The sequence below is a fragment of the Polaromonas sp. P1_F2 genome (assembly GCF_056405735.1).
The window spans coordinates 194,815-219,269 of the sequence record NZ_JBFUBN010000004.1; the positions used below are offsets into that span (position 1 = coordinate 194,815).

Below are 24,455 nucleotides of genomic sequence, written 5' to 3' on the forward strand. Positions count from 1 at the left end.
GCGCCCAACTTTCCTCCCATGACTGACCGCCCGGCCGACCCGATAGACACCCTGCTTTCCGCCCACGGACTGCGCCGCACGGCAGCGGCGCGGCTGGTGCTGGGCTGGCTGCTGGCGCACCCCGACACCAGCTACACCCATGCGCAGCTGCAGGCGGCGCTGGCGGACGATGCCGAGCTGGCGCTGGACCGCGTCACGCTGTACCGCTTGATAGACCGGCTCACGCAGGTGGGGCTTTTGCTGTGCCGCGTCGATGCCAAACGCGTGCGACGCTACCAGGCCATGCCCAGCAGCGTGCACGCGATCCCGCACTTTGAATGCCAGAGCTGCCACCGCGACAGCCCGCTGGACGGCGCGTTCTCGGGGGCCCTGAAAGCCAATGCCAATGACCTGGAGCGGGCCGCGCAGACCGCGCTGGAAGCGCTCAAGGCCCTGGGTTACCAGGGCACGAGCATGGACTTCGCGGTGCGAGGCGTCTGTGCCGACTGCGCGACGGCGGCGCCGGCCACGGCTTCTTCATGATCAGCACGCGCCAGCTTGTTTACCGCTACGCGGGCGGTGGCCCCGAACTGCGCTTCGAGGACGTGGACGTGGCCCAGGGCGGCGTGCTGCTGCTGCGCGGCGCTTCGGGCTCGGGCAAGTCGACCTGGCTGGCGCTGGCCGCCGGTTTGCTGGCGCCCACTGAGGGTGACATCACGGTGGCGGGGCAATCCCTGAAAGCCTTGGGCAAGGCCGCCAGCGATGCCTGGCGTGCTGCTACTGTCGGCTTTCTTCCGCAGAAATTGCATTTGAGCGCGGCGCTCACCGTGCATGGCAACCTGGCCATGGCGCAGTGGGCCGCGGGCCAGCCGGCCGATGAAAGCCGCATCAGCGAAGCGCTGGCCGCGTTGGATGTCCAGGCGCTGGCGCAGCGCAAGCCGGCGCAGCTCTCGGGCGGCCAGGCGCAGCGCGTGGCGCTGGCGCGCGCGGTGCTGCTCAAGCCGCGGGTAATCCTGGCCGACGAGCCCACGGCCAGCCTGGACGACGAGGCCGCGGCGGCTTCGCTGGACTTGCTGCGGGCCACGGCGCGGCAGCAGGGCGCGACGCTGGTGATCGCCACGCACGATGCGCGCGTGGCGGAGTTTTTCAGGGACGAAAAAGGCCTCAAGGCCTTGCAACTGGGGCGCCGCCAGCCATGAAGACGATTGTTTTCGCCTGGCGCTACCTGTGGTCGCGTCCACTGGCCGCGGCACTCAACCTGCTGCTGCTGACACTGGGCCTGGCGTCCATCACATTTTTGCTGCTGGTGGGCCACCAGATCAACCAGGCCTTTGACCGCGACCTGGCCGGCATCGACGTGGTGGTGGGCGCCAAGGGCAGCCCCATGCAGCTGATCCTTTCGGGCGTGTTCCACCTCGACGTGCCGACCGGCAATGTGCCCCTGGCCGCAGTGAAAGAACTCGAAAAACACCCGCAGGTCGCCAAGATCATTCCGATCAGCCTGGGCGACAGCTTTCGCGGCTTTCGCATCGTGGGCACCACGCCCGACTACATCAGCCACTACGAGGCGCAACTGACGCAGGGCACGCTGTGGGCCAAGCCCATGCAGGCGGTGATAGGCGCGCAGGTCGCGCGGCAGACCGGCCTCAAGGTGGGCGACAGCTTCACCGGCACGCACGGCCTGGGCGGCGGCGGTGAAGAGCACAAGCTGAGCCCCTATGTGGTGTCCGGCGTGCTGGCGCCAAGCCGCACGGTGCTGGACCGCCTGGTGCTGACGGCCACCGAATCGGTCTGGCAGGTGCACGAGACGGACACCGCACTGGACGACGACGACCGCAAGGTGCTGGAAGAAGACCGCGAAATCACGCTGGCGCTGATCCAGTACAAAACGCCGCTGGCGGCGGTGACCTTCCCGCGCTACATCAACAGCAGCACCGAGATGCAGGCCGCCGCGCCGGCGCTGGAGATCACGCGCCTGCTCAGCATGGTGGGCGTGGGCACCGACGTGCTGCGCGCGCTGGCCGGCGTGCTGCTGCTCACGGCCGGCCTGAGCGTGTTCATTGCGCTGTGGGGCGCGGTGCGCGAGCGCCGGGCCGACCTGGCGCTGCTGCGCATGCTGGGCGCGCCGCCGCGCAAGGTGGCCGGCCTGCTGCTGTGCGAGGCGCTGTGGCTGGCGCTGCTCGCCACCCTGCTGGGCGTGCTGGCGGGGCAGGGCCTGACGGCGCTGCTGGGCTGGGCGCTGCAGCTCGAAAAATCCGTGTTGATCGGCGCGATGTCGTGGCCGGTCGAACTGGTAAGCGTGCCGGTATTGGCCCTGGGGGTGGCGCTGGCGTCCGCGCTGCTGCCCGCCTGGGAGGCCTACCGGGTCAGTGTGTTTGAACTTCTCCAATCAAGGTAACTTTTATGCCAAGCCTTCGTTTCGCCCAGCAATTCCTCAAATTCTCGCCCGTCCTGGGCGGTGTGGCCGCGCTGGCCCTGAGCGCCACTTTTTCGCTGGCCCATGCGCAGCACAGCGACAAGGAAACCAAGGAAGACATCCAGCGCCACCGCGCCATGGCCGCTGCGCATGAAAACGCGGCCAAATGCCTGGAATCGGGTAAAAAGGACGAGGTCTGCGAAAAAGAACTGCAGGCCGCTTGCAAAGGGCTGGCCGTCGGCAAATACTGCGGCATGAAGCACGTTCACTGAGCCTGGCGCATCATCCAGGCCTGAACCGGCGCCACACCTCCAGGAGTCCCGCATGCATCACATCCTTCGCCATTGCCTGAGCCACGCTGCTGCGCTGGCCTGCGGCCTGTCCGTCACGGCTGCGGGCCTGCAGGCGCAGACTTTGTCTTCGCCGGTAGCGGGCGGCGCCAAGCCGGCTGCTGCTGCGGCGCCGGGTTTTGACCTGCCGGTGGGCCAAGGTGCGGGCGTGCATGGCGCCAACAGCCCGTTCCCGCCGCTGGCGGCCCGCACCGACGTGGTGCCCTGGTCGGTGCTGACGGCGGTGAAAACCAAAAACGAGAAGAACCGCATCCTGCCGGTTTTTACCCTGGACCAGATGGCGCTGAACCAGAAGACCCAGCGCATCCAGGGTTTCATGATGCCGCTGGACCCGGGCGAAAAACAAAAACATTTCCTGTTGTCGTCGGTGCCGCTGACCTGCGCCTTCTGCCTGCCCGGCGGACCGGAGAGCATGGTCGAGGTCAAGACCAAGACGCCGGTGAAATACAGCATGGAACCGGTGGTTGTGGAGGGGCGCTTCCTCGTCCTCAATGACGATTCCTACGGCCTCTATTACCGCATTACTGATGCCACCAGCGTCAAGTGAGCGCCGGGGGTTGAGTCGCGCCGGGACCCTGGTTTGGTTGCTGGCCGCCGCGCTTCTGCTTGCGCAGTTGCTGGGGGTGATGCATGGGGTGGTGCATGGCCCGCAGGCGCACATCCATTTGCATTCGAATGTGCATCACGACGGCCATCAGCATCAGCAGGAACACTCCGCGCTTGCGCATGCCGAAGAAGAAGGTGAGGGCGGCTGGCTGGCCTCGCTGTTTTCCTCGCATGACGGCGATTCGGACTGCCGCCTGTTCGACCAGGCCAGCCACGGCCAGGCGGCGCCTGCGTTTCCCCTGCTGAGTTTGCCGCTGGTGCTTTCCAGCGTGGCTTTTGACATCTCCCGCGGCGAAGCACTCGCCCGATGGGCGGCGCTGTTCGACGCGCGCGGCCCGCCTTTCACTCGCTGAATTCTCCCCTGCTTGTTTAGTGCCGGCCGCCAGGCCAGGCGCAGCTTTGCTCTTTTTGTTTTTCCCGATTCAGCGAGTCATCATGAAACCACCTTTTATCAGCCACGCGCTCTGCGTCGCGGCAACGCTCTCTTGCGGCCTGGCGAGTGCCCAGACCGCCTCGCCGGCGCCCGCGCCCAGTCTGAAAGAAATCACCGTCACCGGCAACCCGCTCGGTTCCACCGATTTGATCGTGCCCGCGGCGCAGTACTCGGGTGCCGGGCTGCTGTTGCGCGCCAAAACCACGCTGGGCGAAACCCTGGACGGGGTGCCCGGTGTGAGCAGCACCTACTTCGGCCCCAACGCGAGCCGCCCCATCATCCGCGGCCTGGACGGCGACCGCATCCGCATCCTGGGCAATGGCGGCGCGACGCTGGATGCTTCCAGCCTGAGCTATGACCACGCGGTGACGGCCGATCCCATCAGCATCGAGCGCGTCGAGGTGCTGCGCGGCCCTGGCGCCTTGCTCTACGGCGGCAGCGCTGTGGGCGGTGTGGTCAACGTCATCGACAACCGCATCCCGCGCGAGGCGCTGTTCGATGAAAAGGGCGGCGTGGGCGGCAAGGTCGACCTGGGCCTGGCCAGCGGCAACCGCGAGAAAAGCAGCGGCGTGCTGCTCGAAGGCGGCAACAATCGTTATGCCCTCCATGTGGACGTGTTCAACCGCGAAACCGGCGACGTGAAGGTGCCGACGGACCTGGCCTGCGGCAAGGGCGGCATCAATACCATCACCAACCGCATCTGCAACTCGGACAGCAAGGTGCGCGGCGGCGCGGCCGGCGGTTCGGTGTTTTTTGACCACGGCTACCTGGGCGCGTCGGTCAGCACCTATCGCAGCAACTACGGCACGGTGGCCGAAGACGACGTGACGATCGACATGAAGTCGAATCGCGTGGCGCTGGAAGGCGAGGTGCGCGACTTGGGCGGCTTTATCCGCAGCGTGAAGGGCCAGCTGAGCCAGACCGACTACCAGCACACCGAGTTTGAGGGCCCGAATCCCGGCACCGTGTTCAAGAACAAGGGCAGCGATGTGCGGCTGGAGGCGCGGCATGCGCGCATCGGCAACCTGGAGGGCCTGGTCGGCTTCCAGGCCGAGAACAACCGTTTCTCGGCCGACGGCGCGGAGGCTTTCGCACCCTACAGCAAGACTTCGCAGAACGCCATGTTCGCTTATGAAGAGTACGCCACGGGCTGGGGCAAACTCAGTTTTGGCGGGCGGCTGGAGTCGGTCAAGGTGGAGTCGCTGGGCAATCCGCAGGTGGCGCGTTTCGCACCGCTGACGCGCGACTTCACGCCACACAGCTATGCGCTGGGCGCCCTGTGGAATGCGGCGCCGGGCTGGCAACTGACCAGCAACCTGGCGTACACCGAACGCGCGCCCAAGGACTATGAGCTGTTCGCCCAGGGCCCCCACGTGGCGACCAAGGCCTGGGAAACAGGCGACCCGACCCTGGGCAAGGAAAAGTCGACCAGCCTGGACCTCGGCGCCAACTGGAAGTCGGGCGCCAACAGTTTTAGCGCCAACGCCTATGTGCACCGCTTCAAGAACTACATCGGGCTGCTGGCCACGGGTAACCAATACGGCCAGGAAGACGGTGCGCTGAACCCGGCCGACCTGGATGGCGATGGCGTGGACGACAGCAACCCGGACAACGGTCTGCTGCCGGAGTTCGCCTACACCGGCGTGCGCGCGCGATTCGTGGGCCTGGAAGCCAGCGGCAACATACGCCTGGTGGAAGGCGCGTCCAGCCTGGACCTGGCGCTGCGCGGCGACGTCGTTCGCGCCACCAACCTCGGCAACGGCCAGCCGCTGCCGCGCATCGCGCCGGCGCGCCTGGGCGCCAGCCTGATCTGGGCCAGCGGGCCCTGGGGCAGCAGCCTAGGCTTTGACCATTCGATGGCGCAGAACCGCGTGGCCGCCGGCCAGCGCGCCACTTCAGCTTATACGCTGTGGAACCTGGCGGCCACCTACCGCATGAAAGCCGGCGTCAGCAACATCCTCTGGTACGCCAGGGTGGACAACCTGACCAACCAGCTGGCCTACAGCGCGGCCTCGGTGCTGACGACCACCGCATTCCCCAAGGCGCCGCTGCCGGGGCGCAGCCTGAAAGTGGGAATGCAGCTGGCGTTCTAGGCCGCCACCGGGAGCAGGGGGCTAGCTATGGCGCAGTGGTTCGCAAGCTAAGATTGCGCCAATGAACCAGCTTGTCTTTGAGTCCCTGTTCCCGGTTGTGCTGTTGATTGCCGCGGGTTTTTTCGCCGGCCGGGCACAGTGGATCAGGGCGAATGCCATCAAGGACCTTTCGAACCTGATCTTCCTGCTACTCACGCCGGCCCTGCTGTTTCGCACCATGAGCCGGGTGCGCATCGAGCAGCTTGATTTCAAGCCGGTGCTGGCCTACTTCCTGGCGGTCATCGTGCTCTTTGGCGGCACCCTGCTGGTGCAGGGTTTCAACCGCCGCGCCGCCGTGCTGGCGCTAGCCAACACCTTTTCCAACACCGTCATGATCGGCATCGCGCTGATAGGCTTGATGTACGGGCCCCAGGGCCTGGTGACGCTGTTCACGCTGGTCTCGGTGCATTCGCTGGTGCTGCTGACCAGCGCCACCGTGGTGCTGGAGCTTGCGGTGGCGCATGAACAAAAACTCGGCACCACCGATGAAGTGACGAGCGCGCCGCGGCACCCGGTGGCCACCGTGATGATGGCCGTGAAAAACGCGCTGCTGCACCCGGTGCCGCTGCCCATCATCGCCGGCCTGCTGTTCGCGCAGACCGGTTTCACGATTCCCGCCGTCGTCGACAAACCCCTGGAACTGCTGGCCACCGCCTTCGGCCCGCTGGCGCTGGTGCTGGTCGGCGTGACGCTGGCCAACACGCGTGTGGGTGAGCACTGGCGCCAGGCGCTGGCCCTGGCCGGGGTGAAGAATTTGCTGCACCCGCTGCTGGTGTTCGGCCTTTGCCGGCTGCTGGGCGTGAGCGGCGTGCCGATGGCGGTGATGGTGGTGGCTTCGGCCCTGCCGATCGGCGCCAACGTGTTTTTGTTTTCCCAGCGCTACAAGGTCGCTGAAGAGCTGATCACCGCCAGCGTGGTGGTCTCCACCGCGCTGGCCCTGGTGACGCTGACCGTGGTGCTGATCCTGGTCGGCCATTTCGGCTGACGCCTAATCCGGAGTCCTTTTGATGCAATTCCTCCAGTCATTGCCGGTGTCGGCGCAGACCATAGGCCTGCTGCTGCTGTCCAACGTGTTTATGACCTTCGCCTGGTACGGCCACCTGAAGAACCTCGCGACCTCGCCCTGGTACGTCGCCGCGCTGATCAGCTGGGGCATCGCCTTGTTTGAATACCTGCTGCAGGTGCCCGGCAACCGCATAGGCTTCACCCAGTTCAGCGTGGGCCAGCTCAAGATCATGCAGGAGGTCATCACGCTGAGCGTGTTCGTGCCCTTCGCGGTGTTCTACCTGAACGAGCCGCTCAAGCTTGATTACCTGTGGGCGGCGCTGTGCATGGTGGGTGCGGTCTACTTTATCTTCCGCTCCGCCTGAAATTCGGTTTTGTCTTCGGCTGTTTGGTATTCCGTCCCTACCCCTTGTGGATGCGCCGAGGAGCGCAGGTCCAGACGGATCAGGGATCGCGTTGTTTGAGCCGAAGGCGAGTTTAGCGAGACCCCGTCTGGACCGAGCACCGCAGGTTGCCCGTAGCGAAGCGTAGGGACGCAGCAACCAGGGTCGCCTTTTCTTTGGTGACTTTCTTTTGGCGAAGCAAAAGAAAGTTACTTGCCGCCGGGCAACCCCGGCCAGCAAGCCCAAGCAGAAAACCCACCGCCAGCCCCCAAACCGCCCCGAAATCCGAGACGGTTAAACTCCCGGCAGTCACAAAAACGTCATACTTTTGACATATTTCCTGAGGAAACAACATGCTGTTTGGCAAATTGCTGCCGCGTGAAGGCAATTTTTTCGAGATGTTCAACCAGCATGCAGAACGCATCGTGGAGGCGGCCCACGCTTTTTCGAAGCTGGTCGCCAATTACAGCGACGTGGAAAAGCGCGAAGCCTTCAACCGTGAAGTCGACCACGCCGAACGCGCCGCCGACCGCATCACGCATGAAGTCAACCGCGCACTGCACAAGACTTTCATCACGCCCATCGACCGCGAGCAGATCCACAAGCTCATCAACACCATGGACGATGTCGCCGACCTGATCCAGGATTCGGCCGAAACCATGGCGCTGTATGACGTGCGCCACATGACAGAGGACATCGTGCGGCTGACCGACCTCAGCGTCAAATGCTGCGAACGCCTGCAGGACGCCGTGGCGCTGATCGAAAAAGTCAGCGACGCCGCGACGGCCGAGGCCGCGCTCAAGACCTGCGAGGAAATCGACAAGCTCGAATCCGACGCCGACCGCGTGATGCGCTCGGCCATGAGCCGGCTGTTCCGCGAAGAGCCCGACGTGCGCGAAGTCATCAAGCTCAAGGCGGTGTACGAACTGCTCGAAACCATCACCGACAAGTGCGAGGACGTGGCCAACCTGATCGAGGGCATCGTCCTCGAGAACTCCTGAACCCGGGCGCCTGAATCATGCAAACCGTACAGGCCGCCCTGTGGGTGGTGTTCCTGCTGGTCTTCCTGGCCATCGCCTTCGACTTCATGAACGGCTTTCATGATGCCGCCAATTCCATCGCCACGGTGGTGTCGACGGGCGTGCTCAAGCCGGGGCAGGCGGTGCTGTTCGCCGCCTTCTTCAACTTCCTCGCGTATTTCATCTTTCACCTGAGCGTGGCGGCGACCATAGGCAAGGGCATCGTGATGCCGGGCGTGGTCGACACCCACGTGGTGTTCGGCGCGCTGATGGGCGCCATCACCTGGAACATCGTCACCTGGTTCTACGGCATTCCCAGCAGTTCCTCGCATGCGCTGATAGGCGGCATCGTGGGGGCCGTGATCGCCAAGGCAGGTGCCAGTGCGCTGATCGCATCGGGCGTGTTCAAAGTGGTGGCCTTTATTTTCGTGTCGCCCTTGCTGGGCTTTTTGCTGGGTTCGCTGATGATGGTGGCAGTGGCCTGGCTGTTCCGCCGCTCGACGCCGTCGCGGGCCGACCGCTGGTTCCGCCGGCTGCAACTGGTGTCCGCGGGCGCCTACAGCCTGGGCCATGGCGGCAATGACGCGCAGAAAACCGCCGGCATCATCTGGCTGCTGCTGATCGCCGCGACCACCAGCAACGTGCAGGGCTTGCCGGTCTGGATGATGGCAACCACCGAGCACCTGCCGATCTGGGTGGTCATCGTCTGCTACATCGCCATCGGTTTCGGCACCATGTTCGGCGGCTGGCGCATCGTGAAAACCATGGGCCAGAAGATCACCAAGCTCAAGCCCGTTGGCGGCTTTTGCGCCGAAACCGGCGGCGCGCTGACGCTGTTCCTGGCAACCGCGCTGGGCATTCCCGTTTCCACCACGCACACCATTACCGGCGCCATCGTCGGCGTGGGCTCCACGCAGCGCGCCTCGGCGGTGCGCTGGGGCGTGGCCGGCAACATCGTCTGGGCCTGGATTTTCACCATCCCCGCCTCGGCCTTCGTGGCGGCGATCGCCTACTGGGTCAGCCTGCAGGTGTTCTGATCACTGGGATATTTTCTTCGCTTCTTCAACTTGATATTCGAAGTAGCGCTGGAAGCTGAACACGATGCTGGACATCAGTGAAATCGTGCCGAACAGCAGTGCGAACACCACCGCGCCTATGGTCAGCCAGTTGGTGTTGCCTGCCTGGGTGGCCGGTGTGCCGGCGTTGTGCAGCGCATTCCACTTTTCCGTCGGCATCAGGCCGTAGTAAATCGCGGTCAGGGCCGTGCCGGCCAGGGTGAAGCCCAGCAGGGGAATCAGCACCCAGGCGAGGTGGTCGTCCTGGCCGTATTGCCGCACGCGCTCCACGCCCCACCAGCCCAGCGCGGCGGCGATGGGGTGCAACCAGGCCCAGACGTCGCCCAGGCCGAACAGGTAAAGGCGGTGCACGCCGAGCTGGCCGGCGATGAAGGCCAGCCAGGCGGCCAGGGTTTTGTTTTTGGGGGCTTTGGGAGAGGAAGAGACGGTCTGCATGCGGCGATTATGCGGCGGGCTGCTCGGGCGGCGGCTGCGTGTCGCCTGCGCCCAGGGTCTTTTCCATGATGACGATGTCGCGCCAGGCGCCGAATTTCCAGCCGCAGGAGCGGACCGTGCCGACTTCGGTGAAGCCGAGCGAGCGGTGTACGCCGACCGAGCCGGCATTGGCCGAGTCGCCTATCACCGCCATGGCCTTGCGTATGCCCGCAGCTTCAAAGCGCGCCAGTAGTTCGGCCAGCAGGGCGCGGCCCAGGCCCTTGCGGTGCTGGTCGGGGGCCAGGTAAATGGAGTCTTCCACCGAGAACCGGTAGGCCGGGCGCGGCTTGAACCAGTTGCCGTAGGCGAAACCGGCGACCTGGCCGTCCTGCTCGGCGACCAGGTAGGGCAGGCCTTTGGACAGCACGTCGGCACGGCGGGTGGCCATATCGGCGACGCTGGGCGGTTCGGTTTCAAAGGTTCCCGTGCCGTGCAGCACGTGGTGGCCGTAAATGGCGGTAATGGCGGGAATGTCTTCGTCGCGGCTGGGGCGTATGAGGGGCATGGAGGAGGGCGCGCAGGGCGGTTGGAGGCTGCGAAAGGCAGGGAAGAAGAGCGAATTTCCGGGAAAACCGTCCGGCAGGCTATAATCTCAGGCTTTGCAGCAATTCGCTGGCCGGGTGGCCATGTCGTGTGTCTCAAGCGCTGCAGAACATTGGGGTATCTACTTTACCGGTAAGCCCCACCACCCGAAGGATAAATCATGGTCGTCATTCGACTTGCACGCGGCGGTTCCAAGCACCGTCCTTTTTTCAATATCGTTGTGGCTGACAAACGCGTTCGCCGCGACGGCCGTTTCATCGAGCGCATCGGTTTTTACAACCCGATCGCCAAAGGTGGCGAAGAGAGCCTGCGCATTGCGCAAGACCGCCTGACCCACTGGATCGGTGTCGGCGCACAGCCGTCCCCGACCGTGGAACGCCTGGTCAAGCAAGGCGCCGCCAAGGCCGCCTGATCTCCAGAAACTTATTCAAGTTTCGATGCAGCCCGGCCTCTCGCCGTCCGCGGGCTTGACACCCTCAAGCCTGCCGGACGACGCCATCGAAGTCGGGCGCATCCTGGATGCCTGGGGCGTCAAGGGCTGGGTGAAAATCCTGCCGCACAGCACCGATCCAGAAGCGCTTTTCGCGGCCAAATCCTGGTTTTTGCAGGCGCCTGACGCCAAATTCCGCCCGGGTTTCACCTTGTTTTCCGGCACCGTCACGCTCAGCGTGGACGAGGCCAAAGTCCATTCCGATTCTGTTGTCGCCAAATTCACCGGCCTGGACGACCGCAATGCCGCCGAGGCCTTGCGCGGCGCCCGCATCTTTTTGCCGCGCAGCAGCTTTCCCGCCGCCTCCAAGGACGAGTATTACTGGGTCGACCTGATCGGCCTGAAAGTGGTTAACCGCGAAGGTGTTGACCTGGGGCTGGTACGCGATCTGATGGCCACCGGCCCGCATTCCGTGCTCTGCGTGGAATACACCGCCCAGCAGGAAGACGGCAGCAGCGCCACCGCCGAACGCATGATTCCCTTTGTCTCGGTCTACGTCGACGCCGTCGACATCGCCGGGAAGCTCATCACCGTGGACTGGCAGCCCGACTACTGAGGCCTGCCGCTTTCCGGGGTCTCTTTCGGGGCCTTTCCCGTCCCATTTCCCCTCAGCGCCCGGCTCGCGCAAAATAGCCTTTCCATGCGCTTTGACGTCATCACCCTGTTTCCCGAACTCTTCGCGCCTTTCCTGGCCAGCGGCGTCACCCGCCGTGCTTATGAATCGGGCCTGGTCGAAGTCAAGCTCTGGAACCCCCGCGAATATGCCGACGGCAATTACCGCCGGGTGGACGACCGGCCATTTGGCGGCGGCCCCGGCATGGTGATGATGGCCGAGCCGCTCGCGCTGTGCCTGCAAGCCATCCACGCCGACCGCGCCGCCGGCGGTGCGCCCAAGGTGCCCACGGTGCTGTTTTCGCCCATAGGCAAGGTGCTCGACCATGCCAGTGTTGAAAGCTGGTCGGCCGGCGCCGGTGCGGTGCTGGTTTGCGGCCGTTACGAGGGGCTGGACCAACGTTTCATCCAGACCCACGTCGACCTGCAGATCAGCCTGGGCGACTTCGTGCTGTCGGGCGGCGAGATCGCCGCCATGGCCTTGCTGGACGCGGTGGCCCGGCTGCAGCCCGGCGTACTCAACGATGAGGGTAGCCACCAGTTCGACAGTTTCAACCCGGCGCTCGACGGACTGCTGGATTGCCCGCACTACACGCGGCCCGAAAGCTGGCGCGGCCAGCCGGTGCCGGCCACGCTGATGTCCGGAAACCACGCCCACATCGAGCGCTGGCGGCGCGAGCGGCGGCTGGCTTTGACGCAACACGAACGCCCCGAATTGGTGCAAAAAGCGCGGGAACGTGGCCATTTGAGCGAAAGCGACGAGGCTTTTCTGGCCGATCTGGTCGAAAACCCGGACAAGGACGCTTGAGCAAAGCCCTGGCTTGCTATAATCAAAGGCTTTTCGATCCTCTGGCGGCCACTGCAACCATCTGAACCATCTTCGGATGAATCCATGGATTTGCGGTCTTTAGCGTAGCGCGTGCATGAACGAAAAAGTTAGATGGAAAAATCATGAATCTGATCCAGACCCTCGAGCAGGAAGAAATTTCCCGCCTCAACAAAACCATTCCCGCTTACGCACCTGGCGACACCGTCATTGTCAGTGTGAACGTGGTTGAAGGCACCCGCAAGCGTGTGCAGGCTTTTGAAGGCGTGGTGATTGCCAAGCGCAATCGCGGCCTCAATTCCAGCTTCATCGTCCGCAAGATCTCCAATGGCGAAGGCGTCGAACGCACCTTCCAGGTGTACAGCCCGCTGATCGCCAAGATTGAAGTCAAGCGCCGCGGTGATGTGCGCCGTGCCAAGCTGTACTACCTGCGCAGCCGCAGCGGCAAATCCGCACGTATCAAGGAAAAGCTGGGCGCCAAGGCTGCGTAAAAGCAGCGTGGCCCCTGAAAAAGCCGCTCTCAATGAGCGGCTTTTTTGTGCCTGTTACGCTGTGCTCCTCTTCCTCTTCTCATGAACTCCTCCAAGCCGCTGCCCAAGTTTGACCCCCGCAGCATCCCGGTGCTGGGCATTGACGACCACCTGGCCGGCGTGCCGCTGGAGCGGCTGTCGGCGCAGGCCTTGCGCGAGCGCTTCCGGCATCCACCGGTCTGGACGCCCGAACACAGCGTTGAGAAAAAATTCACCGACCGCACGCCGGCGCTGGCGGCCGTGCTGGTGCCGCTGGTCATGCGCGACGAGTTGACGCTGTTGCTGACCGAGCGCACCACCAACCTCTCCACGCATTCCGGCCAGGTGGCCCTGCCGGGCGGCCGCACCGACGACACCGACCGCGACGCGGTGGACACCGCCTTGCGCGAAGCCCACGAGGAAATCGGCCTGCCGCGCGATCACGTGGAGGTGCTGGGAACCTTGCCCACCTACGTCACCGGCACGGCCTTCATCATCACGCCCGTGGTGGCACTGGTGAAACCCGGCTTCGCGCTGCAACCCAATCCGGGTGAAGTCGCCGACGTGTTCGAGGTGCCGTTAGGCTACCTGATGAACCCCGCCCACCATCGCCGCCACGAGTTCGAATTCGACGGCGTCATCCGGCAGTGGCTGTCCATGCCTTACTCCGATCCTTCCGGCGAGAGCGACATCAGCGAAGCCCGCGAGCGCTATATCTGGGGCGCGACGGCCGGCATGCTGCGCAATCTGTATCGTTTTCTGATTGCTTGAGCGTTGCTGGGGGCGGGTTTTAGGCCAGCAGGGGCCGCGGGACTGGCTTCGCCAGACCGCAGGCGCAGCGGCCCCCTCGGGGGGCAGCGACCCACACGCAGTGGGGGAGCGTGGGGGCCAAGTTATGATTCCAGCATGAGCTTTTTTGCCGTTTTGTTTGCACTCATCATCGAACAGGCCCGGCCACTGGCCCGTGGCAACTGGATCCATGCAGGCTTTCGCGGCTGGGCGCGCTGGACCAACCGCAGCCTGGACGCCGGCAAACCCCACCACGGCTGGATCGCCTGGACGGTCGCCGTCATGGTGCCGGCGCTGGTCACCATGCTGATCCACTGGCTGCTCTGGAATATCAACATCGTGCTGGCTTTTGCCTGGAGCGTGGCGATCCTGTACGTCACGCTGGGCTTTCGGCAGTTCAGCCACTACTTCACCGACATCCGCGACGCGCTGGACGACGGCGATGAGGCCACGGCGCGCGAACTGCTGGCCCAATGGCGCCAGGTGGATGCCAGCGAACTGCCACGCAGTGAAATCGTTCGCCACGTTATCGAGTATTCGGTGCTGGCCGCGCATCGGCACGTCTTCGGCGTGTTGGGCTGGTTCTCGGTTCTGGCCGCGCTGGGCCTGGGGCCGGCGGGCGCGGTGCTGTATCGCATGAGCGAATTCGTCTCGCGCTACTGGGCCTACAAACGCAAAACCGCCGCCGCGGCGGGCGAGGGCGCCAGCATGGCGCTGCAGCTGGCCGCCAGCCGCGCCTGGGGCGTGATCGACTATGTGCCGGCGCGTGTGACCTCGTTGGGGTTCGCGGTCGTCGGCAGTTTTGAGGACGCCATCGACGCCTGGCGCACCTATACGCAGCGCCTCCCGGCGAATGTGCCTTCGGCTTCCGAGAACCGCAATGACGGCATCATCCTGGCCGCCACCTCCGGCGCCGTCAACGTGCGCCTGGGCGGTGAGGCGCTCAAGACCACCTTCTCACCGGACAGCTCCCAAGGCTTCCAGGCCGGCGGGCTTGATGCGGAAGACGGCATCGCCACTGAGGCCACGCCGGGCCGCGAGCCTGAAGTCGCGCACCTGCGCAGCATCGTGGGGTTGGTGTGGCGCTCCGTGGTGCTCTGGATGGTGCTGCTGGCCTTGCTCACCTTGGCCCGCCTGCTCGGTTGAGCGGCACGCCGCCCCAACGCTTCCCTCAATAACGGCTCTGCGAGAGCTCCGCGAACAGCTCGCTGTACAGTCGATAGCGGTTGGCGCTGATACTGCTCATGTGGTCGGTCGCATTGACCTCGGCAATCACGCCGCAGCCCGGTTCATGCAGGTGCGTGCAGTTGTAGAACTTGCAGTCCTGGGCGTGGATCTTCAGGTCCGGCATGTAGCCGGCCAGGCGCATGGGCTCGATGTGGTGCAGGCCGAATTCCTGGAAGCCCGGCGAATCGATCAGTGCCGTGGCCCGCGTGTTTCCGTCGCCGGTGTCCACCCAATACAGCGTGGTGCTGGTGGTGGTGTGCTTGCCTGAGTTGAGGGCCTGCGAGATTTCGGCGGTCAGCACGCGTGCCCCGGGCACCAGCAGGTTGGTCAGGCTGCTTTTGCCGGCGCCCGAGGGCCCCAGCACCAGGGTTTTTTTGCCGCGCAGCAGTTCGACCAGCTCCTGCAATTCCGCGGCCTGGGTGTTCGCCGGCCTGCAGCCTTCCGCTTTGGGCTTGATCGCGAGCGAGAGCATGCGGTAGCCCATGGTCCGGTAGGGGGCCAGCTTGGCCCATGCGCGCGTGAAGGGCTCACCCAGGTCGCTTTTGTTCAGCGCGATGACGGGCGTGATGCCTTCGGCCTCGGCGGCGATCAGGGCGCGGGTCAACTGGCTTTCCGAGAATTCGGGCTCGGCGGCGATCAGGATGAGAACCTGGTCCAGGTTGGCCGCGAAGGACTTGGTCCGCATCTCGTCCTGCCGATAAAACAGGTTGCGGCGCTCCTCGATTTTTTCGATGGTGCCCTCGTCTTCCGAAGGCAGCCAGCAGATGCGGTCGCCGACCACGGCCTGGCTTTTTTTGCCGCGCGGGTGGCAGATCAGGCGCTCGCCGGCCTCGGTTTCTACCAGCACGTGACGGCCGAAGCCGGCAACCACCAGCCCCGGCTGCGTGCCCGCCATGGGGGCAGCGGCGGGGCGCGACGGTTTGCTCAAGCCAGCAGGGCGTCTACCTTCGACGCGCAGAAGAAGTCGCTGACGGAAACGCCGTCCACATCATGCGTGTTGAAGCGCACCGTGCATTTGCCGTAGCTCACCGCGAGGTCTGGATGGTGGTCCTCGGCATTGGCGATGAAGGCCAGCGCGTTCACGAAGGCGATGGTCTCGTAATAGTTTTTGAAGCTATAGGTTTTTTCCAGGGAGCCGTCGATCAGGCGCCAGCCCAGGGCTTGCTCGCCGTTGAGTTTGCTCAGCTGCGTGACGATTTCGGTGGCGCTCAGGGCCCGGCGGTTCTGGTGAATGGGGTTGCTCATGTCGCGGCGCTTTCAAGGGAGGGGGTCATGCGGCCCAGCCGCTCGGAAGCTGGCGGGTGTGAGTAATAGAACTTCACGAACACCGGGTCGGGCGTCAATGTGCTGGCATTGTCCTGGTAGAGCTTGAGCAGCGCGCTCTGCAAGTCCTTGCCGTCGGTCTGGGCGACGGCATAGGCGTCGGCCTCGAACTCGTGCTTGCGCGAGAACTGGGCGAATAGCGGCGAGATAAAAAAGCTGAAGAGCGGCACCACCAGCAAAAACAGCAGCAGGGCCAGCGCGTCGTTGGCGCCATTCAGGTTGGGCCGCACGCCCAGGCCCGTGTAAAACCACACCTGCGACGACAGCCAGCCCAGCAGCGCGAAGCCTGCCAGGCTCATGGCGAACATGGAGACGATGCGCTTGATGATGTGTTTGTGCTTGAAGTGCCCTAGCTCATGGGCCAATACGGCATCGACCTCGCCGGGGTTCAGCTGCTTGAGCAGGGTGTCGTAAAACACCACGCGCTTGGCCGCGCCGAAACCGGTGAAGTAAGCGTTGGCATGCGCGGAGCGCTTGCTGCCGTCCATGACGAACAGTCCTTTGGCCGCGAAGCCGCAGCGCTGCATCAGGGCCGTCACGCGCGCCTTCAGCGCTTCATCTTCGAGCGGCTTGAACTTGTTGAACATGGGCGCGATGACGGTGGGATAGAGCACCAGCACCAGCAGGTTGAAGCCCATCCAGGCACCCCAGGCCCAGAGCCACCAGAGGCGGCCCGCGCTGCCCATCAGCCACAGGATCAGCGCCACGATGGGCAGGCCTATGACCAGGCCCACCAGCGTGGATTTCACGAGGTCGGCCAGCCAGAGCTTGAACGTCATCTTGTTGAAGCCGAAACGCTCCTCGATGCGGAAGGTGCTGTACAGCGTGAAGGGCAAATCCAGCACACCGCTGATCAGGCCGAAGGCGCCCAGCAGGGCCAGTTGGGGAAGCAGGGTGCCGTAAGCGCCCAGGCTGGAGCCCGCCAGCGCCTGGTTCAGCGCGTCTATACCGCCCAACAGGGTCCAGCCCAGCAGTACGGCGGCGCCAAACGCCATCTCCAGCATGCCGAAGCGGGCCTTGGCGATGGTGTAGTCGGCTGCCTTCTGGTGCGCTTCAAGCGAGATGGTGCCGGCAAATGCCGCGGGCACGGCGCCGCGGTGGCGCGCCACGTGGCGGATCTGCCGCGAAGCCAGGTAGAACTTGGCCAGCAGGCCCAGCACCAGCACGGCCGAGAACACCCCGGTGAAAACAAGCGAATAGTCGGTCATAGCGGGCAGTTTAGGCGATCAGCGAGAATCGGAGCATGCCCGAAATTGAAACCACACTCAAAAAATCAGACCAGAACCTCGTCTGGCTGGACTGCGAAATGACCGGGCTGGACCCGGAAAAAGAACGCATTATTGAAATCGCCGTGATCGTCACCGGCCCGCAGCTCACGCCGCGCATTGAGGGCCCGGTCCTGGCGATCCACCAGACCGACGAATTGCTGGACCAGATGGACAGCTGGAACAAGGGCACGCACGGGCGCAGCGGCCTGATCGACAAGGTCAAGGCCAGCACGGTGAGCGAGGCGGATGCCGAGGCGCAACTGCTGGCCTTTCTGGCGCAATATGTGCCCAAGGGAGTCTCGCCCCTGTGCGGCAACACCATCAGCCAGGACAGGCGCTTCCTGGTCAAGTACATGCCCAAGCTGGAGGCCTTTCTGCATTACCGCAACGTTGACGTCAGCACCTTCAAGGAATTGGCCAAACGCTGGCGGCCGGAGGTCTACAGCGCTTTCAAGAAGCGCCAAAGCCATACGGCGCTGGCCGACGTGCACGAATCCATCGACGAACTAGAGCATTATCGGGAACACTTCCTGAAGTGATTTCCCCGGGGGTTTGCGTTTTCTTGAGGCTGGGATTGCCCGCGATGCTCCTGAAACGAGAGCACGTGCAAGCGCAAATGCCACAGAAACAAGATGAGACTGGTAGAAACCCGTAAAGCGCGCTATAATCGTGGGCTTGCAGTTGCACTGGGTGCGCTGCATTTGTACATCTACCTCACACTTTTGGACTCCACAACGGAGTCACCGCTTCGGGTACAGCACCAACATCCTTGTTGATCGCTCGCTACCCAAGCTGCATATTCGTTTGATGGTTGATGTTTTATTAACCATGAACGAAGCCTTCCGCATCGCGGGAGGTGAAGTTTCCTGTTCCTTCGCCAAAAGCGCTGCGGACAGGTGATTAGTGAGAAACACATGACTGACTCTTTTGAGGCACGTGGCGACTTTTTGCCCGAAGCCATTGCCGCCGACAACATCGACACCGGTTTCAACGCCGCTCCGGATTTTTCCGATGCGCTTGAAGCAACTCCAACTTCGCTCGACGCCATCGTGGCCGAGCCCAACGGTTTTGTAGCGCTTGGCCTGGCCAAGGAACTGCTCCAGGCTGTCGCCGACATGGGTTTCACCAAGCCCACCGCCGTGCAGATGGCCACCATCCCCAAGGCCATGCAAGCCTTGGACGCTGACCCCAAGGCCACCAAGTTCACCGACCTGCTGGTTTCCAGCCAGACCGGTAGCGGCAAGACCGCCGCTTTCCTGTTGCCCGTGTTGCACACCCTGCTAAAGCAACAGGAAGAAGCCGAGCGCTTTGAGCGCTCCGAGTTTGAGCGCCTGAGCGCAGAAGCCGTCGCCCGCGGCGAAACCCCGCTGAAAAAGCCCAAGCGCAAAGACCCGACCAGCCCCCGCAACTTCAAGGCCGCCACGCCCGGCGCGCTGATCCTGTGCCCCACGCGCGAGCTGGCCCAGCAGGTTTGCGCCGACGCCATCGACCTGGTTCGCCATTGCCGCGGCCTGCGCGTTGCCAACGTTGTTGGCGGCATTCCTTACCAATTGCAAATCGCCAAGCTGCAGAACGCCAACCTCGTGGTTGCAACGCCCGGCCGCCTGCTCGATTTGCAGCGCAGCATGCAAATCAAGCTGGACCAGGTGCAGTTCCTCGTCGTCGACGAAGCCGACCGCATGCTGGACCTCGGTTTTGCCGACGACCTGACCGAAGTCAACCAGCTCACGATCGAGCGCAAGCAGACCATGATGTTCAGCGCAACCTTCGCGCCCCGCATCATGCAACTGGCCACCCGCGTCATGCGCACGCCGCAGCGCGTCGAAATCGACTCGCCGCACGAAAAGCATGCGTCCATTACGCAGTCTTTGCTGTGGGCCGACAACATGACCCACAAGCGCAAGCTGCTGGATCACCTGCTGCGCGACACCACCATCAACCAGGCCATCGTGTTTGCGAGCACCCAGGTTGAATGCGACGGCCTGGCCAACGACCTGGTGCAAGAAGGCTTCAGCGCCGTGGCGCTGCACGGCGCGCTGGGCCAAGGCCTGCGCAACCGCCGCCTGATGGCTTTCCGTGACGGCCGCGTGCAAGTCCTGGTGGCAACCGACGTGGCCGCCCGCGGCCTCGACGTGCCCACCATCACCCACGTGATCAACTACGGCCTGCCCATGAAAGCCGAAGATTATGTGCACCGCATCGGCCGCACCGGCCGTGCCGGCCGCGAAGGCGTGGCTGTGACGATCGCCGAGTTCCGCGACCGCCGCAAGATCCAGGACATCGAGCACTACATGCAGCAAAACCTCAAGCCCAGCGTGATCGCCGGCCTGGAGCCGCAGCAGCGTTTCGCCCCCACGTCCGATCGCCCACGCGGCAATTTCGGCGGTGACCGCGGCGGCCGCAGCTTCGGCGGCGGCGGTGGTGACCGTGGCGGCTATGCCGGCCGCAAGCCAGCAGGTGGTTTCGGCAACGGCGGCTTTGCCGGTTTTGGCAACAACCGCGATGACCGTGGTGGCGATCGCGGCGGTGACCGCGGCGCCTTCCAGGGCCGTCCTCCCGCACCGCAAGGCGGCAACAACTACGCGGACCGTTCGGGCTTCAATGACCGCGGCCCGCGCCGCCAGGATGACCGCGGCTTCGGCGGCGGCAACAACAACGCCGGCTTCGCCCAGCGTGACGACCGCAACTTCCCCCCCCGCAACGAGGGCTTTGCTTCCCGCAATGAAGGTTTCGCGCCGCGCCCCGACTTCGCCAACCGCAAGCCTGGTTTCGCCAAGCCTGCAGGCAAGGTGTTTGTGCCCCGTGACGCGGCCAAGAAACCCGGCAAGTTCTCCAAGCCCTTCCGCGATTGATGCTTAGATAAGCATCGCGCCGCAACGGCGAAGCAAAAAGCCGCCGCAGACTTCGAGTCTGCAGCGGCTTTTTTTATGGGCGGCAATGGCCTGCGTCGCGACCTGGGGCTTATCCGCCCTTGGTACCTGTCTCCTTCACGACCAGCGCGCGCTCAAAACCCCATTCACACAAAACGGTTTTCAATCGCGCCAATGCCGTCGATTTCGACGCGCACCACGTCGCCCGCCTTGAGGTAGCGCGGCGGTGTCATGCCCATGCCCACGCCGGCCGGTGTGCCGGTGGCGATCACGTCACCCGGGTAAAGGGTGATGCCGCGCGAGCAGGTTTCGATCAGCGTCGGAATGTCGAAGATCAGGTCCGTGGTCTGCCCGTCCTGGCGCAGTTCGCCGTTGACCCAGCCGCGCACGCGGGTGCGCGTGCCGTCGAGCTCGTCGGCCGTGACGATCCACGGGCCCATGGGGCAAAAGGTGTCGAAGGACTTGCCGAGGTCCCATTGCTGGTGGCGCATCTGCACGTCGCGCGCGGTCACGTCGTTGACGATGGTATAGCCGAACACATGCTCCATGGCCTCCGCGCGAGAGATGTTGCGGCCGCCCTTGCCGATGACGACGGCGAGCTCCGATTCATAGTCGATCTGCTCCGATACGCCGATCGGCAGCACCACGTCGTCATGCGGCCCGACCACGCATTCCGGCACCTTGGTGAAGACGATGGGCCAGGATTCAGGGTTGGCGTTGTTGTCTTTGAAAACCGAGGCCGACAGTTCCTTGGCATGGGCGTGGTAGTTGCGGCCCACGCAAAAGATATTGCGGCGCGGCAGCGGCAGAGGTGCTTCCAGCCTGACAGCGCTGATGGCGATGGTTCCGCTGCCTTGCAAGGCGGCTTGCGAGACGTCGCCGCCGGCCGTGATGAGCGGCAATGCGCCTGTGCGCGCCTGCTCGGGCGTCAGGTCAAACGGCGTGACGCCCTGGCCGTCATTTGACACGAGGCCGACGCGCCGCCGGCCCTGGTACTGGAAAGTCGCGATGCGCAATCTTGTCTCCTGTTGTGGGCCATGTCGGCCTTTGGTGAGGCCTCTTTGCGGCCTTTTCATCTGGGCCATCGTAGAACCAAGAGCTACCAATGTGCAACCACGCAGTGCAAGTTCAACGTGGTTTTTCGAGAAAATACTCCTATTAATCGTGCGTAATTTGCAAGAAAATGTAGATAAACCAATTGAAACCAATTTGACGAATCATGCGGTCTTCAATCACAGGCCACTATCATCGGGACCGATCCTCCATTTCCCTGTTCACACCACCTCGACCCAGCCCATGAACAGCGCAACAGCCCTGCAGGAAGCCATCCTCGACAACCTGAAGTCGCGTAAATGGCGCGCGGGCCACCGCATTCCGACCGAGCGCAGCTTCAGCGAGCAAAGCGGCCTGAGCCGCGCGGCCGTCCGCCGCGTGCTGGCAGGTTTGAAGGAGCGGGGCCTGATCACCCAGACGGTAGGCAGCGGCACCTACGTCAGCGCGCACATCGCCGAATCGCTGGCCGCCATGGCTGAAGGCGGGCCGGCGCGCTCGGCCAGCCCGGCCGAACTCATGAGCGCCCGGTTGGCGCTTGAGCCGGCGATCATCGAGATGGTCATAGGCAATGCCAACTCAGCCGACTTCGAGCGCATGCACGAATGCTGCACCAAGGCCGAAGCGGCCACCACGCTGGAAGACTTCGAGCGCTGGGACAGCCTGCTGCATGAGGTCATCGCCGATTCCGCGCACAACAGCTTTATCTCCGGCGTCTTTCGCATGATGAACCAGGCGCGCTCCGACGCCGAGTGGGGCATGCTCAAGCGCCGCAGCGCCACGCCAGAGCGCCGGCTGGATTACCAGCGCGAGCACCGCAGCCTGGTGGAGGCGCTGCAGCAGCGAGACGCGCAGCGTGCGCGCGAACTCTGCGTAGCGCACCTGGTGCATGTGCGCACCAATATGCTCGGCCACTAGCGCGGCCACTAGCGCGGCCACTAGCGCAGCCGCTGAAGCTATGATGCGATGGCGGCGCCGGCGGTCCGGCGCCTCTCGAAAAAAACACATCGACATGCACGCAGCCGCCTGGCCTCCTCTTTCAAAAAACTGATTTTTTGCTTCCGCGCGCCCGGACACCCGTCCTGACGCAAGGCTGAAGCACTGCCCGCATCCGCCGGACCGACCCAGGCCGGGTGCCTGATTCCGACCGCCTTTTTTCATTCGCGACGATCCCGCATCGTTCGCACGGTCACGTTCAACTCATTTTTTGGAAACCGTCATGTCCCTGTTCAATACCCTGGTGGCCTCGGCCATCCCGCTGGCGCCGCGTGCGCTGATCCGCAAGGTCTCGCGTCGTTATATCGCCGGTGACACCGTGGCCGATGCGATCAACCGCATCGCAGCGCTCAATGCCGCGGGTTTCTCCGCAACTGTCGACGTCCTGGGCGAAACCGTCGAATCACTGTCTCAAGCCGACGACACAACGCGTGAATACCTCAAGGTGCTCGAAGCGATCGCGCGTGACGGTCTGCGCGCGAACATCTCGGTGAAGCCGACCGCGCTGGGCCTGCTGCTCGACGCCGCCCATTGCGAGCGCAACCTGGAACGCCTGCTCGACGCAGCGAAGGCGAGCTCAACGTTTGTGCGCATCGACATGGAGGACGCGAGCTGCACACAGCGCGAGATTGACTTGTTGCTGCGCCTGAAAAAGCGCGGATATACCAATGTCGGCCTGGTGCTGCAGGCCTACCTCAAGCGAACTGACGACGATATCGGCCCGCTGCTTGGCGCGGGTGAAAACCTGCGCATCTGCAAAGGCATCTATGTCGAGGCGCGCGAGCATCTTGTGGAAGGCGCCTGGCACGACCGGCGCGCGATCAACCCGCACTTCCTGCGCCAGGTCGCTCGTTGCTTTGACAGCGGTTCCTTTGTCGGCGTCGCGACGCACGACGAGGAACTCGTGGACCAGGTGATCGCGCTGGCACGTGGCCGGTGCGTGGCCCCCACCGCGTTTGAGTTCCAGATGCTGCTCGGCGTGTGCGAAGGCCTGCGGGATCGCCTGCTGGCCGAAGGCTATGCGGTCCGCATCTACGTGCCCTGCGGCAAGGACTGGTACGGTTACAGCATGCGGCGCATCAAGGAAAATCCGCGCATCGCGGGCTACCTGTTGCGCGCCTTGTTGATGCGCTGAGCGCTTCAGCTCATGCCGTTGCGGCTGGCCAGTTCGACAAATAGCGCGGACTGGTCCAGGTCCGTCAGGCCGTTCTCCACGCCCTCGGCGTAAAGCCGCTCGAACAGCTCGGTGATAGGCGCCTCAAAACCAATCTCCTGGGCGGTCGCCAGCGCGTTGCGCATGTCCTTGAGCTGGATGTCCATGCGGGCGCGCGGCGCGAAGTCGCGCTCCAGCATGCGCTGGCCGTGCAGTTGCAGCACGCGGCTGTCGGCAAAGCCGCCGGTGATGGCCTCCCTGACCTTCGCCATGTCGGCCCCGCCGCGCGAGGTGAAGAGCAGCGCCTCGGCCACCGCCCCTATGGTGATGCCCACAATCATCTGGTTGGCCAGCTTGGTGAGCTGGCCGCTGCCGTGCGGGCCCACGTGGATCGCGTGCCCGAAGTGTTTGAGCACCGGCAGGGCTCTCGCGAAGTCTTCCGCCCGACCGCCGGCCATGATGGCCAGCGTGCCGCTTTCCGCGCCGCCGGGGCCGCCCGACACAGGCGCGTCGAGGTGGGAAATGCCCAGCGCGCCCAGGCGCGCCGCATGGTCACGTGCTTCGCGCGGCTGGATGGACGCCATGTCGAGAAACAGCGCGCCGGGCTTCATCGCGGCGGCCACGCCTTGCGTGAACAGCACGGCTTCGACCACCGGGCCGCTTTCCAGCATACTGATGACGATGTCGGCCCCGGCCACCGCGGCCTCGGCCCGCGCATGGACCACCGCGCCCAGCGCGGCCAGCGGCCCGGCCTTGGCCTGCGTGCGGTTCCACACCTGCGGCGCATAGCCGGCTTCGCCGAGGCGCCTGGCCATGGGAAGCCCCATGATGCCCGTGCCCAGAAAGGCAATGCGGGGAAGGGGCGTGTCGCTGGCGATGGTCATTCGTGTCCTCAAAATGGCTTCCAGCCATCATGAAGCAGGCGG

Annotated in this window: 28 protein-coding genes; 21 read left to right on the forward strand and 7 right to left on the reverse strand. The window is 64.2% G+C overall.

Annotation, left to right across the window (positions count from 1 at the left end):
* Window positions 1–18 precede the first annotated feature (18 nt).
* The 11 genes from AC1D0O_RS10560 (at window position 19) to AC1D0O_RS10610 (ending at window position 9,360) form a co-directional block, all read left to right on the forward strand.
* A complete protein-coding gene (locus AC1D0O_RS10560) occupies window positions 19–522 on the forward strand; it encodes a Fur family transcriptional regulator (protein ID WP_477653479.1) in 504 nt (167 codons plus the stop codon).
* A complete protein-coding gene (locus AC1D0O_RS10565; protein ID WP_477653480.1) occupies window positions 519–1,178 on the forward strand; it encodes an ABC transporter ATP-binding protein in 660 nt (219 codons plus the stop codon). Before AC1D0O_RS10560 ends, AC1D0O_RS10565 begins: the two co-directional genes overlap by 4 nt.
* Window positions 1,175–2,377, forward strand: a complete 1,203-nt coding sequence (locus AC1D0O_RS10570; RefSeq protein WP_477653481.1) for an ABC transporter permease — start codon at window positions 1,175–1,177, stop codon at window positions 2,375–2,377. Before AC1D0O_RS10565 ends, AC1D0O_RS10570 begins: the two co-directional genes overlap by 4 nt.
* Before the next feature lie 5 nt (window positions 2,378–2,382).
* Window positions 2,383–2,667: a hypothetical protein gene (locus AC1D0O_RS10575; RefSeq protein ID WP_477653482.1), complete on the forward strand. Its 285-nt coding sequence runs from the start codon at window positions 2,383–2,385 to the stop codon at window positions 2,665–2,667.
* A 52-nt stretch (window positions 2,668–2,719) separates the two neighbouring features.
* A complete protein-coding gene (locus AC1D0O_RS10580; protein WP_477653483.1) occupies window positions 2,720–3,292 on the forward strand; it encodes a DUF3299 domain-containing protein in 573 nt (190 codons plus the stop codon).
* A gap of 37 nt (window positions 3,293–3,329) precedes the next feature.
* Entirely contained in the window at window positions 3,330–3,704 is a 375-nt protein-coding gene (locus AC1D0O_RS10585; RefSeq protein ID WP_477653484.1) for a hypothetical protein, read from the forward strand.
* 82 nt (window positions 3,705–3,786) lie between these two features.
* On the forward strand, window positions 3,787–5,877 hold the full coding sequence (locus tag AC1D0O_RS10590) for a TonB-dependent receptor (protein ID WP_477653485.1): 2,091 nt from the start codon (window positions 3,787–3,789) through the stop codon (window positions 5,875–5,877).
* Between the two features lie 61 nt (window positions 5,878–5,938).
* Window positions 5,939–6,901 carry an AEC family transporter gene (locus AC1D0O_RS10595; RefSeq protein WP_477653486.1) on the forward strand — a complete coding sequence of 321 codons (963 nt, stop codon included), beginning with the start codon at window positions 5,939–5,941 and terminating at the stop codon, window positions 6,899–6,901.
* A gap of 22 nt (window positions 6,902–6,923) precedes the next feature.
* The gene (locus AC1D0O_RS10600) at window positions 6,924–7,286 is read left to right on the forward strand and encodes a DMT family protein (RefSeq protein ID WP_436157857.1); all 363 of its coding nucleotides are present in this window, start codon (window positions 6,924–6,926) and stop codon (window positions 7,284–7,286) included.
* A 371-nt stretch (window positions 7,287–7,657) separates the two neighbouring features.
* Window positions 7,658–8,305, forward strand: coding sequence for a DUF47 domain-containing protein (locus AC1D0O_RS10605; protein WP_413327724.1), 648 nt, complete (start codon window positions 7,658–7,660; stop codon window positions 8,303–8,305).
* Window positions 8,306–8,322: 17 nt separating this feature from the next.
* On the forward strand, window positions 8,323–9,360 hold the full coding sequence (locus AC1D0O_RS10610) for an inorganic phosphate transporter (RefSeq protein WP_477653487.1): 1,038 nt from the start codon (window positions 8,323–8,325) through the stop codon (window positions 9,358–9,360).
* Here the strand turns inward: AC1D0O_RS10610 and AC1D0O_RS10615 are convergent, their stop codons facing one another.
* Window positions 9,361–9,834 carry a hypothetical protein gene (locus AC1D0O_RS10615; protein ID WP_477653488.1) on the reverse strand — a complete coding sequence of 158 codons (474 nt, stop codon included), beginning with the start codon at window positions 9,832–9,834 and terminating at the stop codon, window positions 9,361–9,363.
* A 7-nt stretch (window positions 9,835–9,841) separates the two neighbouring features.
* Window positions 9,842–10,378, reverse strand: a complete 537-nt coding sequence (locus AC1D0O_RS10620) for an N-acetyltransferase family protein (RefSeq protein ID WP_477653489.1) — start codon at window positions 10,376–10,378, stop codon at window positions 9,842–9,844.
* A 198-nt stretch (window positions 10,379–10,576) separates the two neighbouring features.
* Here AC1D0O_RS10620 and rpsP point away from each other — a divergent pair, with 198 nt between their 5' ends.
* The 6 genes from rpsP to AC1D0O_RS10650 all read left to right on the forward strand — a co-directional run bounded on the left by rpsP (window position 10,577) and on the right by AC1D0O_RS10650 (window position 14,788).
* The gene (gene rpsP, locus AC1D0O_RS10625) at window positions 10,577–10,828 is read left to right on the forward strand and encodes a 30S ribosomal protein S16 (RefSeq protein WP_436157853.1); all 252 of its coding nucleotides are present in this window, start codon (window positions 10,577–10,579) and stop codon (window positions 10,826–10,828) included.
* A gap of 25 nt (window positions 10,829–10,853) precedes the next feature.
* Complete coding sequence (gene rimM / locus AC1D0O_RS10630) at window positions 10,854–11,462, forward strand: ribosome maturation factor RimM (RefSeq protein WP_477653490.1); 609 nt, start codon at window positions 10,854–10,856, stop codon at window positions 11,460–11,462.
* A gap of 84 nt (window positions 11,463–11,546) precedes the next feature.
* Window positions 11,547–12,326, forward strand: coding sequence for a tRNA (guanosine(37)-N1)-methyltransferase TrmD (trmD, locus tag AC1D0O_RS10635; RefSeq protein WP_477653491.1), 780 nt, complete (start codon window positions 11,547–11,549; stop codon window positions 12,324–12,326).
* A 143-nt stretch (window positions 12,327–12,469) separates the two neighbouring features.
* Complete coding sequence (gene rplS, locus AC1D0O_RS10640) at window positions 12,470–12,835, forward strand: 50S ribosomal protein L19 (protein WP_436157850.1); 366 nt, start codon at window positions 12,470–12,472, stop codon at window positions 12,833–12,835.
* Window positions 12,836–12,916: 81 nt separating this feature from the next.
* Window positions 12,917–13,624: a CoA pyrophosphatase gene (locus AC1D0O_RS10645; protein WP_477653492.1), complete on the forward strand. Its 708-nt coding sequence runs from the start codon at window positions 12,917–12,919 to the stop codon at window positions 13,622–13,624.
* A gap of 135 nt (window positions 13,625–13,759) precedes the next feature.
* Window positions 13,760–14,788 carry a CobD/CbiB family protein gene (locus AC1D0O_RS10650; protein WP_477653493.1) on the forward strand — a complete coding sequence of 343 codons (1,029 nt, stop codon included), beginning with the start codon at window positions 13,760–13,762 and terminating at the stop codon, window positions 14,786–14,788.
* A gap of 25 nt (window positions 14,789–14,813) precedes the next feature.
* On the opposite strand, the gene rsgA is transcribed toward AC1D0O_RS10650, so the two are convergent.
* Genes rsgA through AC1D0O_RS10665 form a run of 3 tightly spaced genes read right to left on the reverse strand, consistent with a single transcriptional unit; the run spans window position 14,814 to window position 17,400 of the window.
* A complete protein-coding gene (rsgA, locus tag AC1D0O_RS10655) occupies window positions 14,814–15,797 on the reverse strand; it encodes a ribosome small subunit-dependent GTPase A (RefSeq protein ID WP_477653494.1) in 984 nt (327 codons plus the stop codon).
* Complete coding sequence (locus tag AC1D0O_RS10660; protein ID WP_436157846.1) at window positions 15,794–16,114, reverse strand: 4a-hydroxytetrahydrobiopterin dehydratase; 321 nt, start codon at window positions 16,112–16,114, stop codon at window positions 15,794–15,796. Before AC1D0O_RS10660 ends, rsgA begins: the two co-directional genes overlap by 4 nt.
* The gene (locus AC1D0O_RS10665) at window positions 16,111–17,400 is read right to left on the reverse strand and encodes a M48 family metallopeptidase (RefSeq protein ID WP_477653495.1); all 1,290 of its coding nucleotides are present in this window, start codon (window positions 17,398–17,400) and stop codon (window positions 16,111–16,113) included. The genes AC1D0O_RS10660 and AC1D0O_RS10665 overlap by 4 nt, the downstream gene beginning before the upstream one ends.
* A gap of 35 nt (window positions 17,401–17,435) precedes the next feature.
* On the opposite strand from AC1D0O_RS10665, the gene orn reads away from it, so the two are divergent.
* Complete coding sequence (gene orn / locus AC1D0O_RS10670; RefSeq protein ID WP_477653496.1) at window positions 17,436–17,999, forward strand: oligoribonuclease; 564 nt, start codon at window positions 17,436–17,438, stop codon at window positions 17,997–17,999.
* Window positions 18,000–18,374: 375 nt separating this feature from the next.
* Entirely contained in the window at window positions 18,375–20,312 is a 1,938-nt protein-coding gene (locus AC1D0O_RS10675) for a DEAD/DEAH box helicase (protein WP_477653497.1), read from the forward strand.
* 164 nt (window positions 20,313–20,476) lie between these two features.
* On the opposite strand, the gene AC1D0O_RS10680 is transcribed toward AC1D0O_RS10675, so the two are convergent.
* Window positions 20,477–21,346 (reverse strand): fumarylacetoacetate hydrolase family protein, encoded by an 870-nt coding sequence (locus AC1D0O_RS10680; protein WP_477653498.1) that lies wholly within the window; start codon window positions 21,344–21,346, stop codon window positions 20,477–20,479.
* Window positions 21,347–21,626: 280 nt separating this feature from the next.
* Here AC1D0O_RS10680 and AC1D0O_RS10685 point away from each other — a divergent pair, with 280 nt between their 5' ends.
* Window positions 21,627–22,298, forward strand: a complete 672-nt coding sequence (locus AC1D0O_RS10685) for a FadR/GntR family transcriptional regulator (RefSeq protein WP_477653499.1) — start codon at window positions 21,627–21,629, stop codon at window positions 22,296–22,298.
* A gap of 301 nt (window positions 22,299–22,599) precedes the next feature.
* The gene (locus AC1D0O_RS10690) at window positions 22,600–23,511 is read left to right on the forward strand and encodes a proline dehydrogenase family protein (RefSeq protein ID WP_477653500.1); all 912 of its coding nucleotides are present in this window, start codon (window positions 22,600–22,602) and stop codon (window positions 23,509–23,511) included.
* Window positions 23,512–23,516: 5 nt separating this feature from the next.
* On the opposite strand, the gene AC1D0O_RS10695 is transcribed toward AC1D0O_RS10690, so the two are convergent.
* Complete coding sequence (locus tag AC1D0O_RS10695; RefSeq protein WP_477653501.1) at window positions 23,517–24,413, reverse strand: NAD(P)-dependent oxidoreductase; 897 nt, start codon at window positions 24,411–24,413, stop codon at window positions 23,517–23,519.
* Window positions 24,414–24,455: the final 42 nt, after the last annotated feature.